Source organism: Actinoallomurus purpureus (genome assembly GCF_024055795.1).
GTDB classification, from domain to species: Bacteria; Actinomycetota; Actinomycetes; order Streptosporangiales; family Streptosporangiaceae; genus Actinoallomurus; species Actinoallomurus purpureus.
Genome location: NZ_JAMXMY010000023.1, coordinates 80,776 through 98,215 on the forward strand (window position 1 = coordinate 80,776; position 17,440 = coordinate 98,215).

Genomic DNA, 17,440 nt, shown 5'->3' on the forward strand with positions numbered 1-17,440 from the left:
AAGGGCGTCGAGCACGAGGGTCCGGCGGCCGGCCGGACCCTCGTCCGCCGCCCGCGCGCCTCCGGTCGTTTCAGTCCAGGGCGAGCGGCTCGGCGCGCCGGGGCATCAGGGCCACCGCCGTCACTCCGAGGACCGCCAGCACGACGAGGGTGAGGAAGACGTTGTGGGTCGCGTGGGAGAGCGAGGCCCGGACGTACGCCGCGGTCGCCGCGTCCTTCGCGCCGCCCCGGCCGGCCGACACCAGGCTGGCGGCGTCGACGTTCTTGCCCAGCCGGCCGGCGAGCGCGGCCGGAGGATGGGCGAACCTGCTCGCGAGGGTCCCGTTGGCGATCGCGCCGAACACCGCCGCGCCGACCGCGCTGCCGAGCGACCGGCCGAACATGTTGGTCCCGGTGACGACGCCGCGGTGCTCCCACCCGACGACGGACTGCACGGCGACCAGGGTCGGGCTCGCGGTGAAGCCCAAGCCGATGCCGATCACGAAGCACGCGCCGCCGACCTGCCAGAGCTTCGCGTCTTCGCCGAGGGTGACGCACAGGAGCGTCCCGACCACCACCACGACACTGCCGATCAGCGCGGTGTCGCGGAATCCGATGCGCAGGTAGACGCGCCCGGCCTGTGAGCCGGAAATCGGCCAGCCCACCGTGAGCGCGGCGAGCGCGAACCCCGCAACCAGCGCGCTGGTGCCCAGCACTCCCTCGGCGTACGTCGGCACGTACGAGCTGAGCCCGATCAGGATCGCGCCGACGGCGACGGCCGTGAGATTCCCTCCGGTCAGGACGCGGTGGCGGAAGACCCACAGCGGCAGGATCGGCTCGGCCGCCCGCCGTTCCAGCAGGCAGAAGACCACGAGGGCGACCGCGCCGACCGCGAAGATCAGAAGGCTCGGCGCCGAGGCCCAGCCCCACGCCACCCCGCCTTCGAGCAGGCCCAGAATGATCAGGGAGCAGCCGGCCGTGAGCAGGACGGCGCCGGGGTAGTCGATGCGGTGCGAGCGCCGCTCGACGGCCTCATTGAACCGCCGCGCGAGCATGAACGCGGCCAGCGCCCCCAGCGGGAGGTTGACGAAGAAGATCCAGCGCCACGACAGGTAGTCGGAGAACACGCCGCCGAGCGTCGGCCCGACGACCGAGGACACGCCCCAGACGCTGGCGATGTACCCCTGCACCCGGGCGCGTTCCTCGACGGTGTACATGTCGCCGATCATCGTCATGCTCATCGGCTGGACGGCGCCCGCGCCGATGCCCTGGACGGCGCGGAACACGATGAGGCTGAGCATGCTCCAGGCCGCCCCGCACAGCACCGACCCGAGAAGGAACACTCCGATGCCGAAGAACATGATGGGCTTGCGGCCGAACACGTCGGCCAGCTTCCCGTACAGCGGCACGCTGACCGCCTGCGTCAGCAGATAGATCGAGAACAGCCAGGGGAACTGCGTGAAGCCGCCGAGGTCGTGGACCACGGACGGCACCGCCGTGGCGATGATCGTGCTGTCCAGGGCGACGAGTCCGGTGCAGAGCATCAGCGCGGCGAGCACCGGTCCGCGCTCCGATCGCAGGCCCACTCCCCCTGCCGTCGACGGGGGCCTTGTCGTCGTCACGTCGGTGTCCCTTCTCCCCGGCAGCGCGAAACCGGTCCTCCCTCAGGGGAACGACCGGCCGTTAGCTCACGCAAGCGTTCCATACGCGGGCGCATTTCGGATGAACCGGGACGGTCTGCGCCGATGAAACTTTCACGGGGACGGACCGCCGTGCGCCCCGGGCCTAACGGGTGTCCGGCCTGGTGGCCCGGTGCCCGCGATGCCGGCGTGACGATCGAGCCGACCGTGGCGCGGGGGTTCACGCGTCTTTCGTTGACGCAACCGGAACAGTGGCGTGACCCTGACCGTCAGGAAAAGCTTTTCCAACCGCTCCCACCGCACCACCACCCCTGGAGGAGGGACATCGTGGGGAACAGACAAGGCACGGCTCAGAGCCTGCGGCTTCCGCTGCGCACCTGGAGCGTGGTCGCGGCCATCGGTCTCGCGCTGGGCACCGGGGCGCTGACCGGCACGGGCGCGACCGCCACGACCGGCACGGCGGCCGCCGCGGCGTACGAGTCCAGCCCCGTCGGCTTCGCGAGCCTGAACGGCGGCACGACCGGCGGCACGGGCGGCACGACCGTCACCGTGACCACCGCGTCGCAGCTCACCGACTACGCGTCGCGCAGCGGCTCGTACATCATCCGGGTCAACGGGACGATCTCCCTGTCGTCGATGACGAAGGTCGCCTCCAACAAGACGATCACCGGAGTGGGCACCGCCGGGAAGATCACCGGCTACGGGCTGAACGTCGCCTCCGCGAAGAACGTGGTCATCCGGAACCTCACGTTCACCGGCTCGGCCGACGACGCGATCAACGTGCAGTACTCGACGAACGTGTGGCTCGACCACAACGACCTGTCGAGCGCCTATGACGGGCTCATCGACATCAAGCGTGCCTCCGACTACGTCACCGTGTCGTGGAACCACTTCCACAACCACGACAAGACGGCGCTCCTCGGCCACGACGACGGCAACGGATCCGAGGACATCGGCCACCTGCGGGTGACCTACGTGCACAACTGGTTCGACGGCACGACCCAGCGGCACCCGCGGGTCCGCTTCGGCAACCCGGTACACGTCTTCAACAACTACTACGGCGCCGTCACCAGCTACGGGGTCGCCTCCACCTGCAACGCGGGCGTGTTCGTCGAGAAGAACTACTTCGACAACGTCTCGCACCCGACCGTCACCCAGACCGGTGACTCGCCGGACGGCAACCTGAAGGCGGACGGCAACTACCTCGTGAGCTCGGGCAGCGTCGCCACCCGCAACGCCTCCAGCGTCGCGAGCATCCCCTACTCCTACTCCGCCGAATCCGCCTCGTCGGTGAAGTCGACCGTCACCGCGGGCGCGGGCGTCGGCAAGGTCTCATAGGAACCGGGGGCGACCAGACGGCCGTGGCGGGCGAACCCCGCCACGGCCGTCGTCTTCGCCTGGTCAGGCGTTCAGGAAACCGTTCAGGGCCGTCGTCGGACGCCGGGTCGCGGGGTCCCACGCCCCCATCGCGTACGAGTTGAACGGGGAGTACACCTCCGGCTCCCAGTAGAAGAGGCCGAGTCCGCCGAAGCCCTTCAGCCCGGTGATGAAGGCCTGCAGGTCGGCGCGGGTCCGGTCCGCGCGGTCGTACCGCCCGCCGAACTCCACCTGCATCACCGGCTTGCCGTACCTCGACTGGATCGCGGCCATGTTCGACAGGATCGGGGGGATGTTCGTCCCACTGGCGTACGAGGACAGACCCGTGATGTCCCATCTGCCGCCATTGCCGCGATAGGCATCGAGGAAGCCGTAGATGCCGTCGAGGTTCTGCGGCTGGGCCAGGTGGACCAGGACCGGGGTGCTCGGGAAGACCTCTTTCACCATGTCGTAGGCGGCGCCCAGCAGCCCGGTCATCTGCGCGGGCCTGCTGAGACTGCCGACCGGATGGCAGATGCCGCCGTTGGTCTCGTTGCCGATCTGCACCCAGCCGGGCGTCACGCCGCCCGCCTTGATGACGTTCATCGAGTGATAGACGTAGTTGTACATCGCCTCGAGCATCTGGCTGTAGGACATCCCCGCCCAGGCGGCGGGCGGGTTCTGCACCCCTGCGGAGTTCCACGTGTCGCCGAAGTGGAAGTCGATGTCGACCGGCAGCCCGGCGCTCTTGCACCGCGTGGCCATGGCGGCGGTCTCCTCGATCGAGCAGTGGCCGTTGCTCGGGTCGCTCGAAGGGTTGACCCAGGTCCGCAGCCTGATCGCGTTGATTCCGTAGCCTTTGAGAATGGTGAGCAGGTCCCGCTGGACCCCGCCGGCGTCGTAGAACGTGTAGCCCTTCGCCTCCATCTGCGGCAGCCAGCTGACATCGGCTCCCTTGACGAACGTCGCCGCCGACGCGGGCCCGGCCGGCAGCAGCGCGGACGAGGCGAGCGCGCCCGCGCCCGCGCCGGCCGCCTTGAGAAGCGTCCTTCTGTCGATGCGATTCACCGTGCCACCTCGCTCAGCGGACGTAGATGTTCGGCAGGGCGGGCTGGGCCATCCCGTCACCGATGAAGAAGCTCGGGTGCGGCGGCTGGTTGTAGGCCGTGTTCTGCCACGCGATGGCGGTGCGGTACTGCGTGTCGTGCATCAGCGTCACGATGCGCCGGTCGGTGACCGCGGTCGTCGTGTAGATCCGCAGCGCCGTGCTGTCGGAGGTCCGCCAGACGACCTCCTCACGCCAGTCGCCCAGGATGTCGCCGGACAGCGCCGGCGTGGACTTCGTACTGTTGTTGGACGCCACTCCGGAGCCGGTGAGCAGCCGCGTGTCGGAGCTGGTCCCGTACTTGTCGATGTGCGTCCCGTCCAGCAGTTCCCGTACGGGGTCGGCGTCCCACCAGACGAGGAAGTTCGTCGAGGACGGCTTGCGGCCGATCACCGTGCCCTGGGTGTTGCGCAGGCCGTCGGCCGCCGCCGACCAGGACTCCGCGCCGGGGCTGCCCGCCCAGATGTCGCCGGAGACGCCGCGCCCGTTGTCGCCGTTCGGCGAGGTCTGCCAGAGGATCTGGCCCGTACGGGCGTCGGCGAACCAGGAGCTCGGCTTGGAAGAGTCCTCGTCGACCTTGAACTCCTCCAGGCCCGGACGGCTCGGGTCCAGGTCGCCGACGTGCATCGCGTCGCCGTGGCCGTTCTTGGTGGTCCACAGCCCGGCGCCGTTGTCGTCGACGCACATCGCGCCGTAGACGATCTCGTCCTTGCCGTCGCCGTCCACGTCGGCCACCGACAGCTGGTGGTTCCCCTGGCCGTCGTAGCCCTTGCCGGAGTTCGTCGAGCTGTTGGTGTCGAAGGTCCAGCGGCGGGTGAACGCGCCGTTCCGCCAGTCCCACGCGCTGATCACCGTACGGGTGTAGTAGCCGCGCGCCTCGATCAGGCTGGGCCGCTGCCCGTCGACGTACGCGGTGCCGGCCAGGAACCGGTCGACCCGGTTGCCGTAACTGTCGCCCCAGCTCGAGACGGTGCCGCGCGCGGGAACGTAGTCGACGGTCTGCATCGCCGCGCCGGTCTGCCCGTTGAACATCGTCAGGTACTCCGGGCCGGACAGGACGTACCCGCTGGAGTTGCGGTAGTCGGCGGAGGAACTGCCGATGACCGTGCCGGTGCCGTCCTTCGTGCCGTCGGCGGTCTTCATGGCGACCTCGGCCTTGCCGTCGCCGTCGTAGTCGTACACCTGGAACTGCGTGTAGTGCGCGCCCGCCCGGATGTTGCGCCCGAGGTCGATCCGCCACAGGCGGGTGCCGTTCAGCCGGTACGCGTCCACGTAGACGTCACCGGTGTAGCCGGACTGGGAGTTGTCCTTGGAGTTGGAAGGGTCCCACTTCAGGACGATCTCGTACTGCCCGTCCCCGTCGAGGTCGCCGACGCTCGCGTCGTTGGCGCTGTAGGTGTAGGCGACGCCGTCGGGCGTCGTGCCCCCGGCGGGTGGGTTGATCGGCACGTCGAGGTATCCGTTGGCGAACTGCAGCGCCGACTCCGACGCCGCCTGCTCGGCACCGTTGACCACGGGGCGCACCGTGTAGGCGGCCCCGGCCGCCGCGCCGCCGTCGTAGTAGTTCGTCGAGTTCGTGACCGGGCTGGAGTTCACCTTGGTCGAGCCTCGGTAGAGGTTGAACGCCACGCCCGACGGGTCGGTGCCGAGCAGCCGCCAGCTGACGAAGTTGCCGCTGCCGGATCGGACGCTGACCAGGCCGCGGTTGAGCTTTTCCACCTGGCGGGCGGTCGCCGCCACCGCGTCGTGCCGGGGCAACTGCGCGCCACCGGCGATCACCGTCCCGGCGGCGAGCGCGATCGCGACCGCTCCGGTCCGCCGTGGGTTGGTTCTTGGGCGTCCCATCGGCGCCTCCTTCGTTGTACGAACAGCACGGAAAGCGTTTTCCCGTGCGGTCGCCGAAGGCTAATCCGCCCGGCGGGACCGGCCAAGGCGCTTTCATCGCCCTTTCACGAGGCCCGGCGCTACAGCAGGACGACGCAGCCGCGGCCACGCAGCCGCTCGACCCAGCCGGGGATCCGGTCGAGCTTGGTCCAGCGCAGATCGAGCTTCTCCAGCCGGGGCAGGTCACCGAGACCGCCGGGCAGCTCCCGCACGCCCCCTGCTCCGCCCTGCACGGCCGCCGGTACAAGGGGGGCGCCGCCCGCCGATGGGCGGCTGGGCCGATAGGGCGGGCGGGCCGATTCGCGGTTGCCCGCACCTTCGATGACCCGCCGGCTCACCCCACTCCGTTGACTTTGGACTTGTGGCCCTTTCCAGAGCCGATGGAACGGCGCTTTTCCCAAAGTCAACGGAGCCGGGTCCCGCTACAACGGGCCCGGGCGGACCGGAAAGACGGTGTACGCGCGCTTCACCGGCTCGTACCGTTGTCCGGCGTGAGCGGATCCGTGGAGCTGGACGGTGCCTGCGGCCGGCTGTACGCGGCCTTCGCCCGCTACCCGCTGCCCGCTGCCCGCTGCCCGCTGCCCGCAACGACGGACTACTGCGACCACTGCGTGACCGCCGACGAGGTCGCGGCGACGCGGACAAGGCCGATGCGGCTGCTAACCGCAGCCGAACTTCAACCCTTCGTGACGCGCACAGTCTCGACCTGGGGAGACATGGCGGAGCTCAAACATTTCCTGCCCCGCGTGCTGGAGCTCTTCGCGCACGAGGAGGTCGAGGACACCACGACGGTATGGCCGTTCATGAACAAGATCGGCGCGGCCTGGCACAACTGGCCTGATGACGAACGCTCCGCCATCCGCGCGTTCCTCGGCGCCTGGTGGCGGACGACCCTGGGCGAGTACCCGCGCCGACTGGACGTGATGGAGATGCTCGAGGTCGTCGGCGTGCTGGATGTTCCCGTTGGACCGTACCTCGCTCACTGGGAGACGCGCCGGGACGAGGCGGCGACGCGTCACCTGGCATGGCTCGTCCGGGACTTCACCTGTCATTCCGCGTCCGCCGATGAGTGGTACGCGGCGCTGGACCGCTGGATCGAAGGGCCGGTCGTGCGGTGTCTGCTGGAGGCGGTGTCCGCCGCGAGCGCTCAGAAGGTCGCCGCCGAGTTCAGGCACGCACGGGAGATCCTCGATCAGTTGGGAGGTCCTCCGGGACCGGGCCGGACCTGATCCTGCGCGTCTCCCCGGCGATGATCCAGGCCACGAGCAGGTCGATGGCCAGGCCGGACAGCGCGGAGAACTGGTTGATGGTGAACGTGAAGACCTGTCCGGCGAGGATGTCGAGCAGCGTGGATTTCCGCGATTCGTACGGTCAATCGGTTTGTCGGAGCATTGGTGCCCGATGGAGCGGCGCTCCCCGTGTGCCGTACCGTTCTGCGTCATGTCCGCCGCGCAGCCCGTATGCCACTGCGTCATCTGCCACGACTACGGGGACCGCGACCGGCTCGACGCTGTCGACCCGGAACCTCATCGCGAACGTCCAGCGGCATGGCTGGGGCGTTCTCATGATCGCGGGCGACGACAAGGGGCCGGGCTGGGCGTTCACCGTTGGCCTGTGGCACACCCACCGGTCACCCGAACTGGCGATGTTCGGGCTCGACGTCGGCAACATGAAGACGTGTCTCAACGCGCTCGGCGGCCAGATCGCGGCCGGTGCGCACGCCGAGGCCGGCCAGGAATGCCAGGACGTGATCGAGGGCTACCCCGTCGTCCTGAAGGCGGTCGACTACGGGTGGTACCGCGTCTTCTTCGGGACGGCCCTCGCCTTCTACCGGCGGCCGCCCCTGCCGTACCTGCAGGTCGTGTGGCCCGGCTCGGACGGCTCCTTCCCCTGGGATCCGCGGTATCCCGAGCATCATCGAGATCTACAGCCGCAGCTGTGGCTGGCCCCGGCCGATCACCCGCCAGGCGTGTGGACCCAGGACCTGTAGGCCGCCCCCTGCCCTGTCCGCTGGACCGAATGCTCGGCAAAGACGGTCTCGGAGGCGACGAACGCCTCAGGCCTCCGGCCGGAACACTCCTTTGCCGAGCATCGCGCACGCCGGTGCGGCCATCCGGGTGGGTGTCGCCCGGATCACTCCGAATCGCCGCATCGACACTCCGGTCCGCTCCGTCCCCGGGGTTCGGTCGCCTGACCGCGTCACCGCCCCGAGGCGGCCGGCCGACCTGTCTCCGGCGATCCACGTGAGGTCGGCCGCATTGCCGTGACCCCGTCTCGGGCATGCGGCCACCCTCACTCGCGCTCGCGGATCGATCGCCGTAGGGGCGCGGAGACGGCTGCTGCGGTGACGGTTCCCGCCGTCACTGGTCTTCGCCTTTCCGCAGGAAGTGGCCGTGTCGCGGGCGGTCGCCGGTCCGTACGCTCTCGTTCCTGAGCCTGTCACCGGCTGCCGGTCCCGGCCGGCCGGCCGTACGTTCTGCGGGAGACAAATGATCAGCGTCCGTAAGCTCGTCCCCTCCGACAGAAGCGCCTGGGAGGAGCTGTTCCGCGGGTACATCGACTTCTACGAGCGCGTGGAACCGCCGGAGATGTACGAGCGGGCGTGGGGCGAGTTCCTCGCGGACACGCGCCTGCACGCCCTCGGCGCGACGCTCGACGGCCGGCTCGTCGGCATCGTGCACTTCCTCGTTCACGCCAGCACCTCGGCGCCCGACACCGACGTCTGCTATCTCCAGGACCTGTTCACCGCCCCAGACGTACGCGGCAAGGGCGTGGGCCGGACGCTGATCACCGCGGTGACCGCCTGGGCCAGGGCCCAGGGCTGCGGACGGGTGTACTGGCACACCCGCGAGTCGAACAGCGCGGCGCGACGCCTCTACGACCAGGTGGCCGAGAACCACGGTTTCATCCAGTACCGGATCGACCTGTCGAAGTAGGGCATGATCGTCGTTCCCGCGAGCGCGAGAGGACCGGCCATGTGGAGGGATCTGATCGAGCGGCTGTACGGCGACGCGGAGTTCGCCGCACCCGTGCCCGAGGAGGACATCGACCGGATCGAGCTACGGCTCGGCCAGACGGTGCCGGACGAACTACGACGGCTGCTCCGGGAGACCGACGGTGTGCAGACCGATGACGGCTCCGGGCTGGTGTGGTCGGTACAGGAGATCATCGAGCAGAACACGGAGTTCCGGCAGAGCACCGACTTCGCCCGGCTCTACATGTCGTTCGACCAACTGATGTTCATCGGGGACAACGGCGGCGGGGACCAGTTCGCGTACGTCCGGGTCCCGGCGGGACGGCCGGACGATGTGTTCGTGTGGGATCACGAAACGGACGAACGCAAGTGGGTCGCCGGATCGCTCCGGGACTACCTGGAACGCCGGGCAGGCGCGCCGACTGGTACAAGTGACCGGTGATCAGTTGCTGCCTGGCGTGATCGGCGGCTGATCGACGGGCGAGCGCCCCAGTCGGCCGACGGCACGGGCAACAGGTCTGCCGGCCATGCGGGCGAGGAACACCGCTCGCCTGTGGCTGTCGGTGAAGCACTGTTGAATGTGGCTCATGGAACTGGACACGAACAGACGCGGGCCGTTCTGGGACATGCTGGCGGGGCGCGTCCCACCGCCGCCTTCGGCGGCGCTTCTGGGCTGGGAGCTCATCGAGATCGATCCCGAGCACGGGACCATCGAGGTGGCGTTTCAGGCGACTCGTCAGTTCGCGAACCCTGTCGGTGTCGTTCAGGGCGGGTTCTTGGCCGCGATGCTCGACGACACCATGGGGCCGGCGCTGGTCGCGACGTTGCCGCAGGACCAGTTCGCGCCGACGCTGGACCTCCATGTCCAGTTCCTGCGCCCTGCCCGTCCCGGACGGTTGGTCGGGCGGGGACGAATCGTGCAGCGCGGCAAGGAGGTGTGCTTCCTCGCCGGCGAGCTCCTCGGCCCTGACGGCAGACCGGTCGCCACGGCGACCGCGACCGCACGAATCCAGACCGTACGTTCGTCGGCGTAGGCGATCCGCGCCGGGTCGGCGCATGGGGCCACGGTGGGTGGTCAGGACCGACGGTTGTTGTTACGGTCGGCGGTGACGCGGGGTGCCCGGGAGCCTTCCGGGCTGAGAACAGACCCGTAGAACCTGATCTAGTTCGGACTAGCGAAGGGACGTCACCGATGACCGGCTCTCTCCTGATGTCGTCGCCCGTCCGCGCCTGGCCGTCCGGTGACCACTGAGAGGCTCTGATGTTCTGCGACGACGTGTGGAAGCGCTCGGCACAGCTGGTCCGCGCGATCCACGAGCACCCGTTCAACACCGCGCTCAGCGACGGCACGCTGGACCGTGAGCGGTTCGCCTTCTACATCGTGCAGGACGCCCGCTACCTGGAGGCCTTCTCGAGGGCACTCGCGGTCGCGTCCGCACGGGCCACCGACACCGACGACGCCGTCTTCTTCGCCGAGAGCGCGCACGCCGCGCTGGCCGCGGAGCGCACGCTGCACGCCGGCTACATCGAGGAGTTCGGCCTGACCGCCGACGACCTGGCGGGCATCGACACCTCCCCCACCTGCCTCGGCTACTCGTCCTTCCTGCAGGCGACGGCCCTGGCCGACCCGTATCCGGTGCTCGCGGCGGCGGTGCTGCCCTGCTTCTGGGTCTATCAGGACGTCGGCACGACCCTTCTCAAGAACACGGCAGGCGTCGAAGACCATCCGTACCGCGCCTGGATCGCGACCTACTCCGACCCAGCCTTCACAGCGTCGACCGCACGGGCCAAGGAGATCACCGACCGGCTCGCCGCCACCACCGACGTAGCCACCCGCGAGGCCATGGCCAAAGCGTTCTACCGGGCCACGGAGTACGAGTGGATGTTCTGGGACAGCGCGTGGCGCCGCGAGACCTGGCCCACCGCCGCGTGGCTCGCATGAGCGTGGACGCCGAACCACTGCGCTGCGTCGGCGCGCTGATCCTGGACGACCCCGGCCGGATCCACGTCCATCTCTTCGCCGCCACCCAGCACCGGCCACCCTCCGCCATCTGACCAAGCAAGACACGCCGTATGAGTTAAAGAAGCCACTCGCGAACAACACGCGATAAAGACTCTTTAAATACGGTGCACCAGACCACCTCGGGGCGGATCCCATCGCAGACGCCCACAGCCACACGAAGCATGCATAGCCTGACATCTCATCATGATTGACAAGATCCACAACGCGTGGCAGTATCCGTGACGTGCCGCAATCCCACTAGACGAGATATCTTCTCACCAATCGGGGCAACACGTCGCTCGACGCCGACGAGCCGATACGGGCATGCACTAGTACCGCGCGCGCCCAGTGACCCGCCATTGGCGCTGTAGCGATCTCAACGAGGTCCATTCATCCTCTCTTGAGAAGGCTGGCGCTATGGCACGTATCCCCAGGATTGGCTCCCGGACGGCTCGCATCGCAGCAATCTGCACAATCATGGCCTCGTTAACCCTGATCGAGGCCGGTCCGGCCAGCGCAGCGAGCAACCGCCTGGCCAACGGAAAGAAGCTCACGGCGGGACACTGCATCGTCGATCGCGCCGGCACGTCAAAAGAAGCCAAGTTCTGCGTCGGGAAGTACTACAACATCAACCTGTACTACAAGCGCAAGATCTGCTGGTCATGGCAGACCAAGGGCCACATCGCGGGCCCGTCCGCGTTCGTGCAGGTCGCAAAGAACGGCGATGTGGGGTTCTACCAGTATTCTGGCGGGCGACGCCTGTGGCACTCCAAAACCTCGAAGTTCCGAGGTGCGGCCCTCGTCGTCGGCTCACACCTGTACGGGAAGGCGATCCTTGCCGTGGACACCGGAAAAGCATTCTGGACGTTTAAGAGTTGCCATTGACGGAAGCCGCCAGGTCGTCATAGGAATTGATCGTGCCGCCGTGCTCTTGGCCGCCGATTGCCAGCGCGTAGTGGAAAACCCTCAGTGCCTGAAGATCTACGATGTTCTATCCAAGGACCTCACCCAAATCAGGCACCACCCATCCGCTATCGGCGCATCGCAGAAGAAAGCAGATCACCTTCCTTGAGTGGGGATCGCTTGCAGCGATCGACTCCAGAGCATCCTTCTTCGCCAGCACTTTGTCGATCAGCTGGGGAATGAGTTCTACCGTCGCGCCATCAGGTGCGACGAATACCTCAAAGGCTGGCTCCGGCTGAAACGTCCCCCACCAGTCCAACAGGACCCATACGGCCGCCAGACGTGGCGGCCCTTCTTTCTCCACAACGATGCCCAGTAGACGCTCCGTCGCGGCAACAGCAGCGGGGTAGAGAGTTCCCTGGTGGTCATTACCGACCACGCTGCGCACGAAACCCCCGCTGTCGCCGATACCGACTCCCACTCTTTCAATCGAGTGAAGCGCAGTCTCGACAAGAGATGCGTCATAATGATCTGGCCCAGGATAGTCGGACCAGCGAACCACTCCCACCACAGCCCCTAACATCGATGTTCGATAACCAGCCAACGGCGTATGCGGTTATTTTTATTCGATCACTACTCTGCGACGGATTCGATGAAGACGGGCAGACCCAGCCGCTTTCCTACGGTTTGAGTGAACCAGGCGAAGAAATCATTGTCGGGATCGAACCCGGCCTGCGCCGCTTCGCTCCATTCGGCGCGTCGCAGTACGGCGAGGTATCGGTCGACCAGGCATTCTCGGTGGTCTGGAGTCATACTGAGCCGGTCAGGAGATGCCTGGGCGAGGTGGTCGGCGATGCGGGCGGCATCGAGATAGCGCTTCAGATTTGGTGCCTGGCCGGCGAGGTGACCGACATAGGCCTCCAGAACGATACGGACCGGAGGGTAGCCCTCCCAGGTCATCCCCATCCCGCTGCAATCAGCCATGATCCTCAGCAGGCGACCGGTGTGATCGATCAGCTCGTCGTCCGCGTCGGGAGCGATGATCGCTTCGTGGAGATGGGCCGCCGTCGCAATCTTCCCTGCGAAGTAGCCATTGAGGTAGTCACCGTCGCACGCCTGCCGCAACAGCCAGGACCGGGCTCCACTGCTTCCCGCCGCGCAGAGTGCCTCGACGAGGTAGACGCGTCCCCAGCCCGCTACTCGTTGCGCGAGCCAGAGCAGGGCACTCGTCCCACCCAGACGACGTTTCAGAGCATCGGCGGCGAGCGGAGCGAAGTTACCGGAGAGCAGGCCGATGATCCGGATAAGCTCGATATCGTCGTCCGCCCAGTCGGCGGTCAACAGCGCCAGTCCGATCAGGGCTGAGCAGCGATCGGGACTGTAGCGGACCAGCCATCGCCCCGTCTCCCGGACCCTCTCACGGTCGAGGGAGCGCCGCCGCGGCGATGTGCTCATTACGGTGGATCGGAACATCCACATCGTGGAAGGCCCAGGTCAGTTCGCCGGGATGGGCCTCGCTCCGTGCGAAATGAGCATCCAGGAGGGCCGCGGCCTCCATGCCCCGCCGACGCTGGTCATCCGAGAAATGCGGCCTTCGTCGGTGCTGTTCGTCGTCGGGATACGGTTCGCCGTCGCGAGGTAGTGACGCGTCGGGATTCAGTCGATGGAGCCGTAAAGCATGGTCGTACAGGCTCAGCTGGTCTCCGAGCGGTCCACGCTCGGTCTTCTCGCTCACCGGCGAGCGGTGGACTCGATTCTCTCGATCATGTGGACAAGCATGCCAGAAGGAAACAAGTCCGCAACGTTTCTCCGGGGCGCCGCGAGCGTGCGGTTCGACTTCACGCAGCTCAGAAGCGGTCGGGACGACGATAGCGGGTGCAACAGGTGTGGTGCACGGAGCTCGGCGGAAGATTCGGGCGGAGTCACCTGGGGTGTGGCCCAGGTAAGGACATCGCTTTCGGGTCCGGACGGGTGTGCCATGGCGGGACCTACCCGGGCGGCACGGGTCGTGGCAGACGGTGTATGGGTTGTTCCGCCGCTGGCAGCGAGATGGGACATGGGCGCGGATCGTGACCGACCTGCAGGCACGAGCTGACGCTGAAGGCTTGATCACCTGGGACGTCTCGGTGATGCCAACTGGCCATCGGCCTGGAAGCGCGGGCACCGGTGCGTCAGGGAGGTGCATGTCGGCGGCGGCGGAGCGGGTGATCCAGCGGGGCCGGTTGTCGGTGACGTCCAGGTGCCGCGGGGTCAGCGCCGCGGCCAGGTCCGGGTCGAGGGTGGTGACGGTTGGGGGATGCGGTTACCGCCGTTTCTGGCGGGCGGAGTAGGCCGCGATGTGAGATCTCAGCGACTCAGATCGTTCGGCGATCTCTTGAAATGTCCGCAGCGGCAGTGCCAGGACGGTGGTGTTGGATACGGCTCTCACGGTGAAGGACCAGGTTCCGTCGGGTTCGAGCGGCACCTGTTCGCCGAAATAGTCGCCGTCTGTCAGGTTGCCGAGCATCCTCTCGCCGCTGTACTTGGTGAGCTTCCCGCGAGCGATCAGGAAGATGTGGTCGGCGGGAGCTCCCGCCTTGACCAACGTGTCGCCTGCGGCGTATTCGCGCTGCACGAAGCCATCCGCGAGTGCTTCGAGTGCCGCTCCGTCATCAAAGCCGCGCAACAGTGGAAGCTCACCCAGCTCGCGGGGGAGTGCTGAACCGCACCTTGCCGTCGCCGACCTGCTCGCTCATTGACTCCGCCGTTCCTGTCGTTCCAGCACTGACATCACCCCCCGAAGCCTGCCCCGTTGATCATCGGCCGCAAACTCCGAGCCCACAGATGGTTCAGTGTGGGCCGTCAGCGCCGCGCGAGAGTATCCATATGGAAACTTCCCTTGCCCGCTTACCCTCGCGGCTCCGCGCACCGTGGCGCTTCACCGATCGTCGTCGTCAGCGTCCTCGGCGTTCTGATCGGCGGCCGACTGCGCGCGCCGGTCGAACTCGTCCCGTGCCGTGTCGGACTCGGGGTGGCGCGCCGCGGCCGACATGATCCGGGCCTTTGTCCTCACCCGGGTCCTAGCCCTCTCACCGTGCCCGGCCGTCACGCAGCGGTCAGGAGTTCCTCAGTTCCACGTAGTGGTAGTTGACAAACAGCGGAATCTCGATCTTCCGGCCGCCCACCGCCCGGTCGCCCGGTACTCGGTCGCGCGCGCACCGGCGGAACGCCTCGCTGGTGACGAAGATCGTCGTATCGCTACCAGCCCAGGTGCCCGAGGCGTTGTAGGCGTACCAGTAGACGACACGGTTGTCGGTGTCCGCGATCACGGCTTCGCCGCCCGGCGAGATGCGGATCCAGCCCCGCGATATCCAGCCGTTGGAGCTTGCACAGCCGCCCGCGAGGTATTTGGACACCGCCCACACGTCGCTAGAGGTCCGGTTACGGAGCCGCACCTGGCGCCCGAGCACCTCGGCGTCATTGGTGGCCCCGGCGACCTGGCCGATCTCCCACGGCAGCGGCCCCTCCTCCAAATCCACGTCAGGGAACGGCGGCTGTGTCAGCAGACCCGGCCCGGTCTCGGCCGACGCCGCAGGCGGTGCCATGCCCTGAGCCGCCTCCACCTCCTCGACGGCCTTGGGGTCCTCCACCGTCCCGAAGTTCACTAGCGGGGTCGTCGGCAGCTGCGGCAGGTCATTGTCGGTCGCGGTCATGTACTCACTCCTTCAGGCCGTGCCGCAGCCGAGTCCGGGCTTGCGGCGGATACGCTCGAAACGACGCCGTCATTCCTCCTGACTTTGCCCGGGTCAGTCCTGTCGAGAACCCATGTCGAGATTCAACGTCGGTAAACCCCGGACGACGCACTCTCGACAGCCGGACGCGGGGCCTTAGAGGTCTCGGGCCGGGTAAGAGCCGCCTGCCTCTGGGACATCCACGCAGGTCAGCACCATTGATCATTCTCGCCGTTACTGACTGTTCCTGGACTCCTCGACCCCGGAACCGGAGAGCTGACGACTTCAAGATCAACTACCTGGCGGCTTTTGTCCTTACCTGAGCCACACCCCTCATCAGCCCCGTCACCTGTTCAGGCGCTCGCGGATCGCTCGGCGCTCGGCTTGTTCACGGATGAGCGCCTGCCGATGGATTTGGGGGTCGCGGTGGGCCTCGATGGCCTGGCGCACGATCGCGGCCAGGATGTCGGGGGGTAGGGCCTCGGCCTGGGTGGTGGCGGCGCCGGAGAACGAGCGCCGGTCGGTCGTCTTGGGCGGAGCTGTGGGCAAGTTGTAGGTCACGACCTGCTCGGCGGTGACCGCGACGCGCTCGAACTTCACCTCGGCGCCCGCGGCGGCCGCGAACGCGATGACGTCCTCGGCCAGGGACGTGAAGAGGTGCTCACCGCTCGGGTCAAGGTCCCCGAGGTGGAGTATGAGGCTCTTCTGGCCCCCTTCCACCGCTCGCACGGCCGCGTCGTGCTTGCCGGCCAGGCCATCGAACCCGCCGCCGGAGAAGCAGGCGATGCCGAACTCCTCGCCGATCCGTACCAGTTGCGGAACCATGCCGGCTGTTATCCCGCCAGTACGTTGAAGCCGTCTCCTTCGCTCATGAGCTTCTGTCCCGCACGTCAGGCCGCTGAAGAGGTCACGCCGGCAGCAACAGTGGTGTTGCTCTTTGAATGCGGGGTTCGCAGGCTGGAGAAACGCCTGAGCGAAGTGCTGGGCGAGTAGGTCTGGCGCGAGTTCGGCATCGGCGGCCCGGACGACGCCGACCAGCAGCTCAAGGCCCGCATCACCACCCTCGAACAGCAGGTGACCGACCTCCAGCTCAAGTTCCAGGAACGCGACGACGACCTCTCCGCTGCCCGCGCCGCTAACCGTGAGCTCATGGCTCAACTTGACCGCTCCACAGGCTGGCCCGACGGCTGAGCGCACACGCTGGTGACCACTGAAAACGACTGGATGCACCCGGCTCGCGCCGTCCCATGGCGGGAGCCGGTCCCACGTGGAACGGGCGTCTTCCAGGGATCGGCTGGTTCCTGGGCAGGCTGGATCACTGGTGAATCGGACCTGCTGCTCAGTACCGGTTGGTCAGCGACGCAGGTTGGTGAGTCCCGTTGGGTTGTCTGCCGTGTCGAGTCCGAAGTGGATTCCCTCGCCGGGCTCGCGGATCGTCAGTGTGTCGGGAACGGCGTCGAACAGGCAGATCAGGACGTCGGGGGCTGGTCGATGGCGGCTGAGCTCGGTGACCGGGATGCCCGCGCGAGTTGCGGTGAGATCGAACTCTGTCCCGTCTTCAACGAGATGGGAATGGACCAGGAGTGCCGCCCCCGCCTCCGGACGCTCGGCGGCGGTCTGGGCGCCGGCTGCGGGGGACAGAGGCGCCGCGGCCATGCCCTCGGTGACTCCGTCGCGGAGGGCGTCGATCCATCCTGGGTCGATCCGGAACAGGCGGGCGGAGTCGTCCGGGAGGAGATCGGGGTCGGGGAGGAGAAACGAGAGGGGGACGCTCTGGAGGGCGGAGAGGCCGTCCGGCTCTTGGGCGGGCGGGGTATCCAGGTCGACGTCCGGGGCACCCAGGGCAAGATCCGGGGTGCCCAAGGCGAGATTGCGCCCCAGGGTCCAC

Annotated in this window: 20 protein-coding genes, 1 pseudogene and 1 riboswitch; of the genes and pseudogenes, 9 read left to right on the forward strand and 12 right to left on the reverse strand. The window is 67.5% G+C overall.

Annotated elements, in window-relative coordinates; translation table 11 throughout:
- Positions 1 to 70: 70 nt before the first annotated feature.
- A complete protein-coding gene (locus NE236_RS33945) occupies positions 71 to 1,600 on the reverse strand; it encodes an MDR family MFS transporter (protein ID WP_252846324.1) in 1,530 nt (509 codons plus the stop codon).
- A 345-nt stretch (positions 1,601 to 1,945) separates the two neighbouring features.
- Between NE236_RS33945 and NE236_RS33950 the strand changes: the two genes are divergently transcribed.
- Positions 1,946 to 2,956: a pectate lyase family protein gene (locus NE236_RS33950; protein WP_252846325.1), complete on the forward strand. Its 1,011-nt coding sequence runs from the start codon at positions 1,946 to 1,948 to the stop codon at positions 2,954 to 2,956.
- 63 nt (positions 2,957 to 3,019) lie between these two features.
- Here the strand turns inward: NE236_RS33950 and NE236_RS33955 are convergent, their stop codons facing one another.
- The 3 genes from NE236_RS33955 to NE236_RS33965 all read right to left on the reverse strand — a co-directional run bounded on the left by NE236_RS33955 (position 3,020) and on the right by NE236_RS33965 (position 6,301).
- Complete coding sequence (locus NE236_RS33955; protein ID WP_252846326.1) at positions 3,020 to 4,042, reverse strand: glycosyl hydrolase 53 family protein; 1,023 nt, start codon at positions 4,040 to 4,042, stop codon at positions 3,020 to 3,022.
- A 13-nt stretch (positions 4,043 to 4,055) separates the two neighbouring features.
- The gene (locus NE236_RS33960) at positions 4,056 to 5,924 is read right to left on the reverse strand and encodes a rhamnogalacturonan lyase (protein WP_252846327.1); all 1,869 of its coding nucleotides are present in this window, start codon (positions 5,922 to 5,924) and stop codon (positions 4,056 to 4,058) included.
- Between the two features lie 119 nt (positions 5,925 to 6,043).
- Positions 6,044 to 6,301 carry a hypothetical protein gene (locus NE236_RS33965; RefSeq protein WP_252846328.1) on the reverse strand — a complete coding sequence of 86 codons (258 nt, stop codon included), beginning with the start codon at positions 6,299 to 6,301 and terminating at the stop codon, positions 6,044 to 6,046.
- 153 nt (positions 6,302 to 6,454) lie between these two features.
- Here NE236_RS33965 and NE236_RS33970 point away from each other — a divergent pair, with 153 nt between their 5' ends.
- The 7 genes from NE236_RS33970 to NE236_RS34000 all read left to right on the forward strand — a co-directional run bounded on the left by NE236_RS33970 (position 6,455) and on the right by NE236_RS34000 (position 11,824).
- Complete coding sequence (locus tag NE236_RS33970; RefSeq protein WP_252846329.1) at positions 6,455 to 7,192, forward strand: hypothetical protein; 738 nt, start codon at positions 6,455 to 6,457, stop codon at positions 7,190 to 7,192.
- Positions 7,193 to 7,527: 335 nt separating this feature from the next.
- Entirely contained in the window at positions 7,528 to 7,953 is a 426-nt protein-coding gene (locus NE236_RS33975; protein WP_252846330.1) for a DUF4262 domain-containing protein, read from the forward strand.
- 499 nt (positions 7,954 to 8,452) lie between these two features.
- On the forward strand, positions 8,453 to 8,899 hold the full coding sequence (locus tag NE236_RS33980; protein ID WP_252846331.1) for a GNAT family N-acetyltransferase: 447 nt from the start codon (positions 8,453 to 8,455) through the stop codon (positions 8,897 to 8,899).
- Positions 8,900 to 8,938: 39 nt separating this feature from the next.
- Positions 8,939 to 9,379, forward strand: coding sequence for an SMI1/KNR4 family protein (locus NE236_RS33985; protein WP_252846332.1), 441 nt, complete (start codon positions 8,939 to 8,941; stop codon positions 9,377 to 9,379).
- A gap of 145 nt (positions 9,380 to 9,524) precedes the next feature.
- The gene (locus tag NE236_RS33990; RefSeq protein ID WP_252846333.1) at positions 9,525 to 9,971 is read left to right on the forward strand and encodes a PaaI family thioesterase; all 447 of its coding nucleotides are present in this window, start codon (positions 9,525 to 9,527) and stop codon (positions 9,969 to 9,971) included.
- 68 nt (positions 9,972 to 10,039) lie between these two features.
- A riboswitch (TPP riboswitch) is annotated at positions 10,040 to 10,138 on the forward strand.
- Between the two features lie 60 nt (positions 10,139 to 10,198).
- A complete protein-coding gene (locus NE236_RS33995; RefSeq protein ID WP_252846334.1) occupies positions 10,199 to 10,879 on the forward strand; it encodes a TenA family protein in 681 nt (226 codons plus the stop codon).
- 537 nt (positions 10,880 to 11,416) lie between these two features.
- The gene (locus NE236_RS34000) at positions 11,417 to 11,824 is read left to right on the forward strand and encodes a hypothetical protein (protein WP_252846335.1); all 408 of its coding nucleotides are present in this window, start codon (positions 11,417 to 11,419) and stop codon (positions 11,822 to 11,824) included.
- Positions 11,825 to 11,930: 106 nt separating this feature from the next.
- Here NE236_RS34000 and NE236_RS34005 read toward each other — a convergent pair whose 3' ends face one another.
- From NE236_RS34005 to NE236_RS34015, 3 genes are all read right to left on the reverse strand, one after another.
- The gene (locus NE236_RS34005; protein ID WP_252846336.1) at positions 11,931 to 12,290 is read right to left on the reverse strand and encodes a hypothetical protein; all 360 of its coding nucleotides are present in this window, start codon (positions 12,288 to 12,290) and stop codon (positions 11,931 to 11,933) included.
- A gap of 185 nt (positions 12,291 to 12,475) precedes the next feature.
- Positions 12,476 to 13,183, reverse strand: a complete 708-nt coding sequence (locus NE236_RS34010; protein WP_252846337.1) for a hypothetical protein — start codon at positions 13,181 to 13,183, stop codon at positions 12,476 to 12,478.
- A 76-nt stretch (positions 13,184 to 13,259) separates the two neighbouring features.
- Positions 13,260 to 13,577 carry a hypothetical protein gene (locus tag NE236_RS34015; RefSeq protein WP_252846338.1) on the reverse strand — a complete coding sequence of 106 codons (318 nt, stop codon included), beginning with the start codon at positions 13,575 to 13,577 and terminating at the stop codon, positions 13,260 to 13,262.
- Between the two features lie 229 nt (positions 13,578 to 13,806).
- Here NE236_RS34015 and NE236_RS45330 point away from each other — a divergent pair.
- Positions 13,807 to 14,172: pseudogene (locus NE236_RS45330) on the forward strand (transposase); the annotation flags it as partial.
- Here NE236_RS45330 and NE236_RS34025 read toward each other — a convergent pair.
- From NE236_RS34025 to NE236_RS34040, 5 genes are all read right to left on the reverse strand, one after another.
- Positions 14,145 to 14,507 carry a cyclic nucleotide-binding domain-containing protein gene (locus NE236_RS34025; RefSeq protein WP_252846339.1) on the reverse strand — a complete coding sequence of 121 codons (363 nt, stop codon included), beginning with the start codon at positions 14,505 to 14,507 and terminating at the stop codon, positions 14,145 to 14,147. The pseudogene NE236_RS45330 and the gene NE236_RS34025 sit on opposite strands and share 28 nt — an antisense overlap.
- 252 nt (positions 14,508 to 14,759) lie before the next feature.
- Positions 14,760 to 14,894 carry a hypothetical protein gene (locus NE236_RS44015; RefSeq protein WP_289851218.1) on the reverse strand — a complete coding sequence of 45 codons (135 nt, stop codon included), beginning with the start codon at positions 14,892 to 14,894 and terminating at the stop codon, positions 14,760 to 14,762.
- Positions 14,895 to 14,937: 43 nt separating this feature from the next.
- Complete coding sequence (locus NE236_RS34030; protein WP_252846340.1) at positions 14,938 to 15,534, reverse strand: DUF1036 domain-containing protein; 597 nt, start codon at positions 15,532 to 15,534, stop codon at positions 14,938 to 14,940.
- Positions 15,535 to 15,897: 363 nt separating this feature from the next.
- Positions 15,898 to 16,749 carry a hypothetical protein gene (locus tag NE236_RS34035; protein ID WP_252846341.1) on the reverse strand — a complete coding sequence of 284 codons (852 nt, stop codon included), beginning with the start codon at positions 16,747 to 16,749 and terminating at the stop codon, positions 15,898 to 15,900.
- 156 nt (positions 16,750 to 16,905) lie between these two features.
- Positions 16,906 to 17,415: a hypothetical protein gene (locus NE236_RS34040; protein WP_252846342.1), complete on the reverse strand. Its 510-nt coding sequence runs from the start codon at positions 17,413 to 17,415 to the stop codon at positions 16,906 to 16,908.
- Positions 17,416 to 17,440 lie beyond the last annotated feature (25 nt).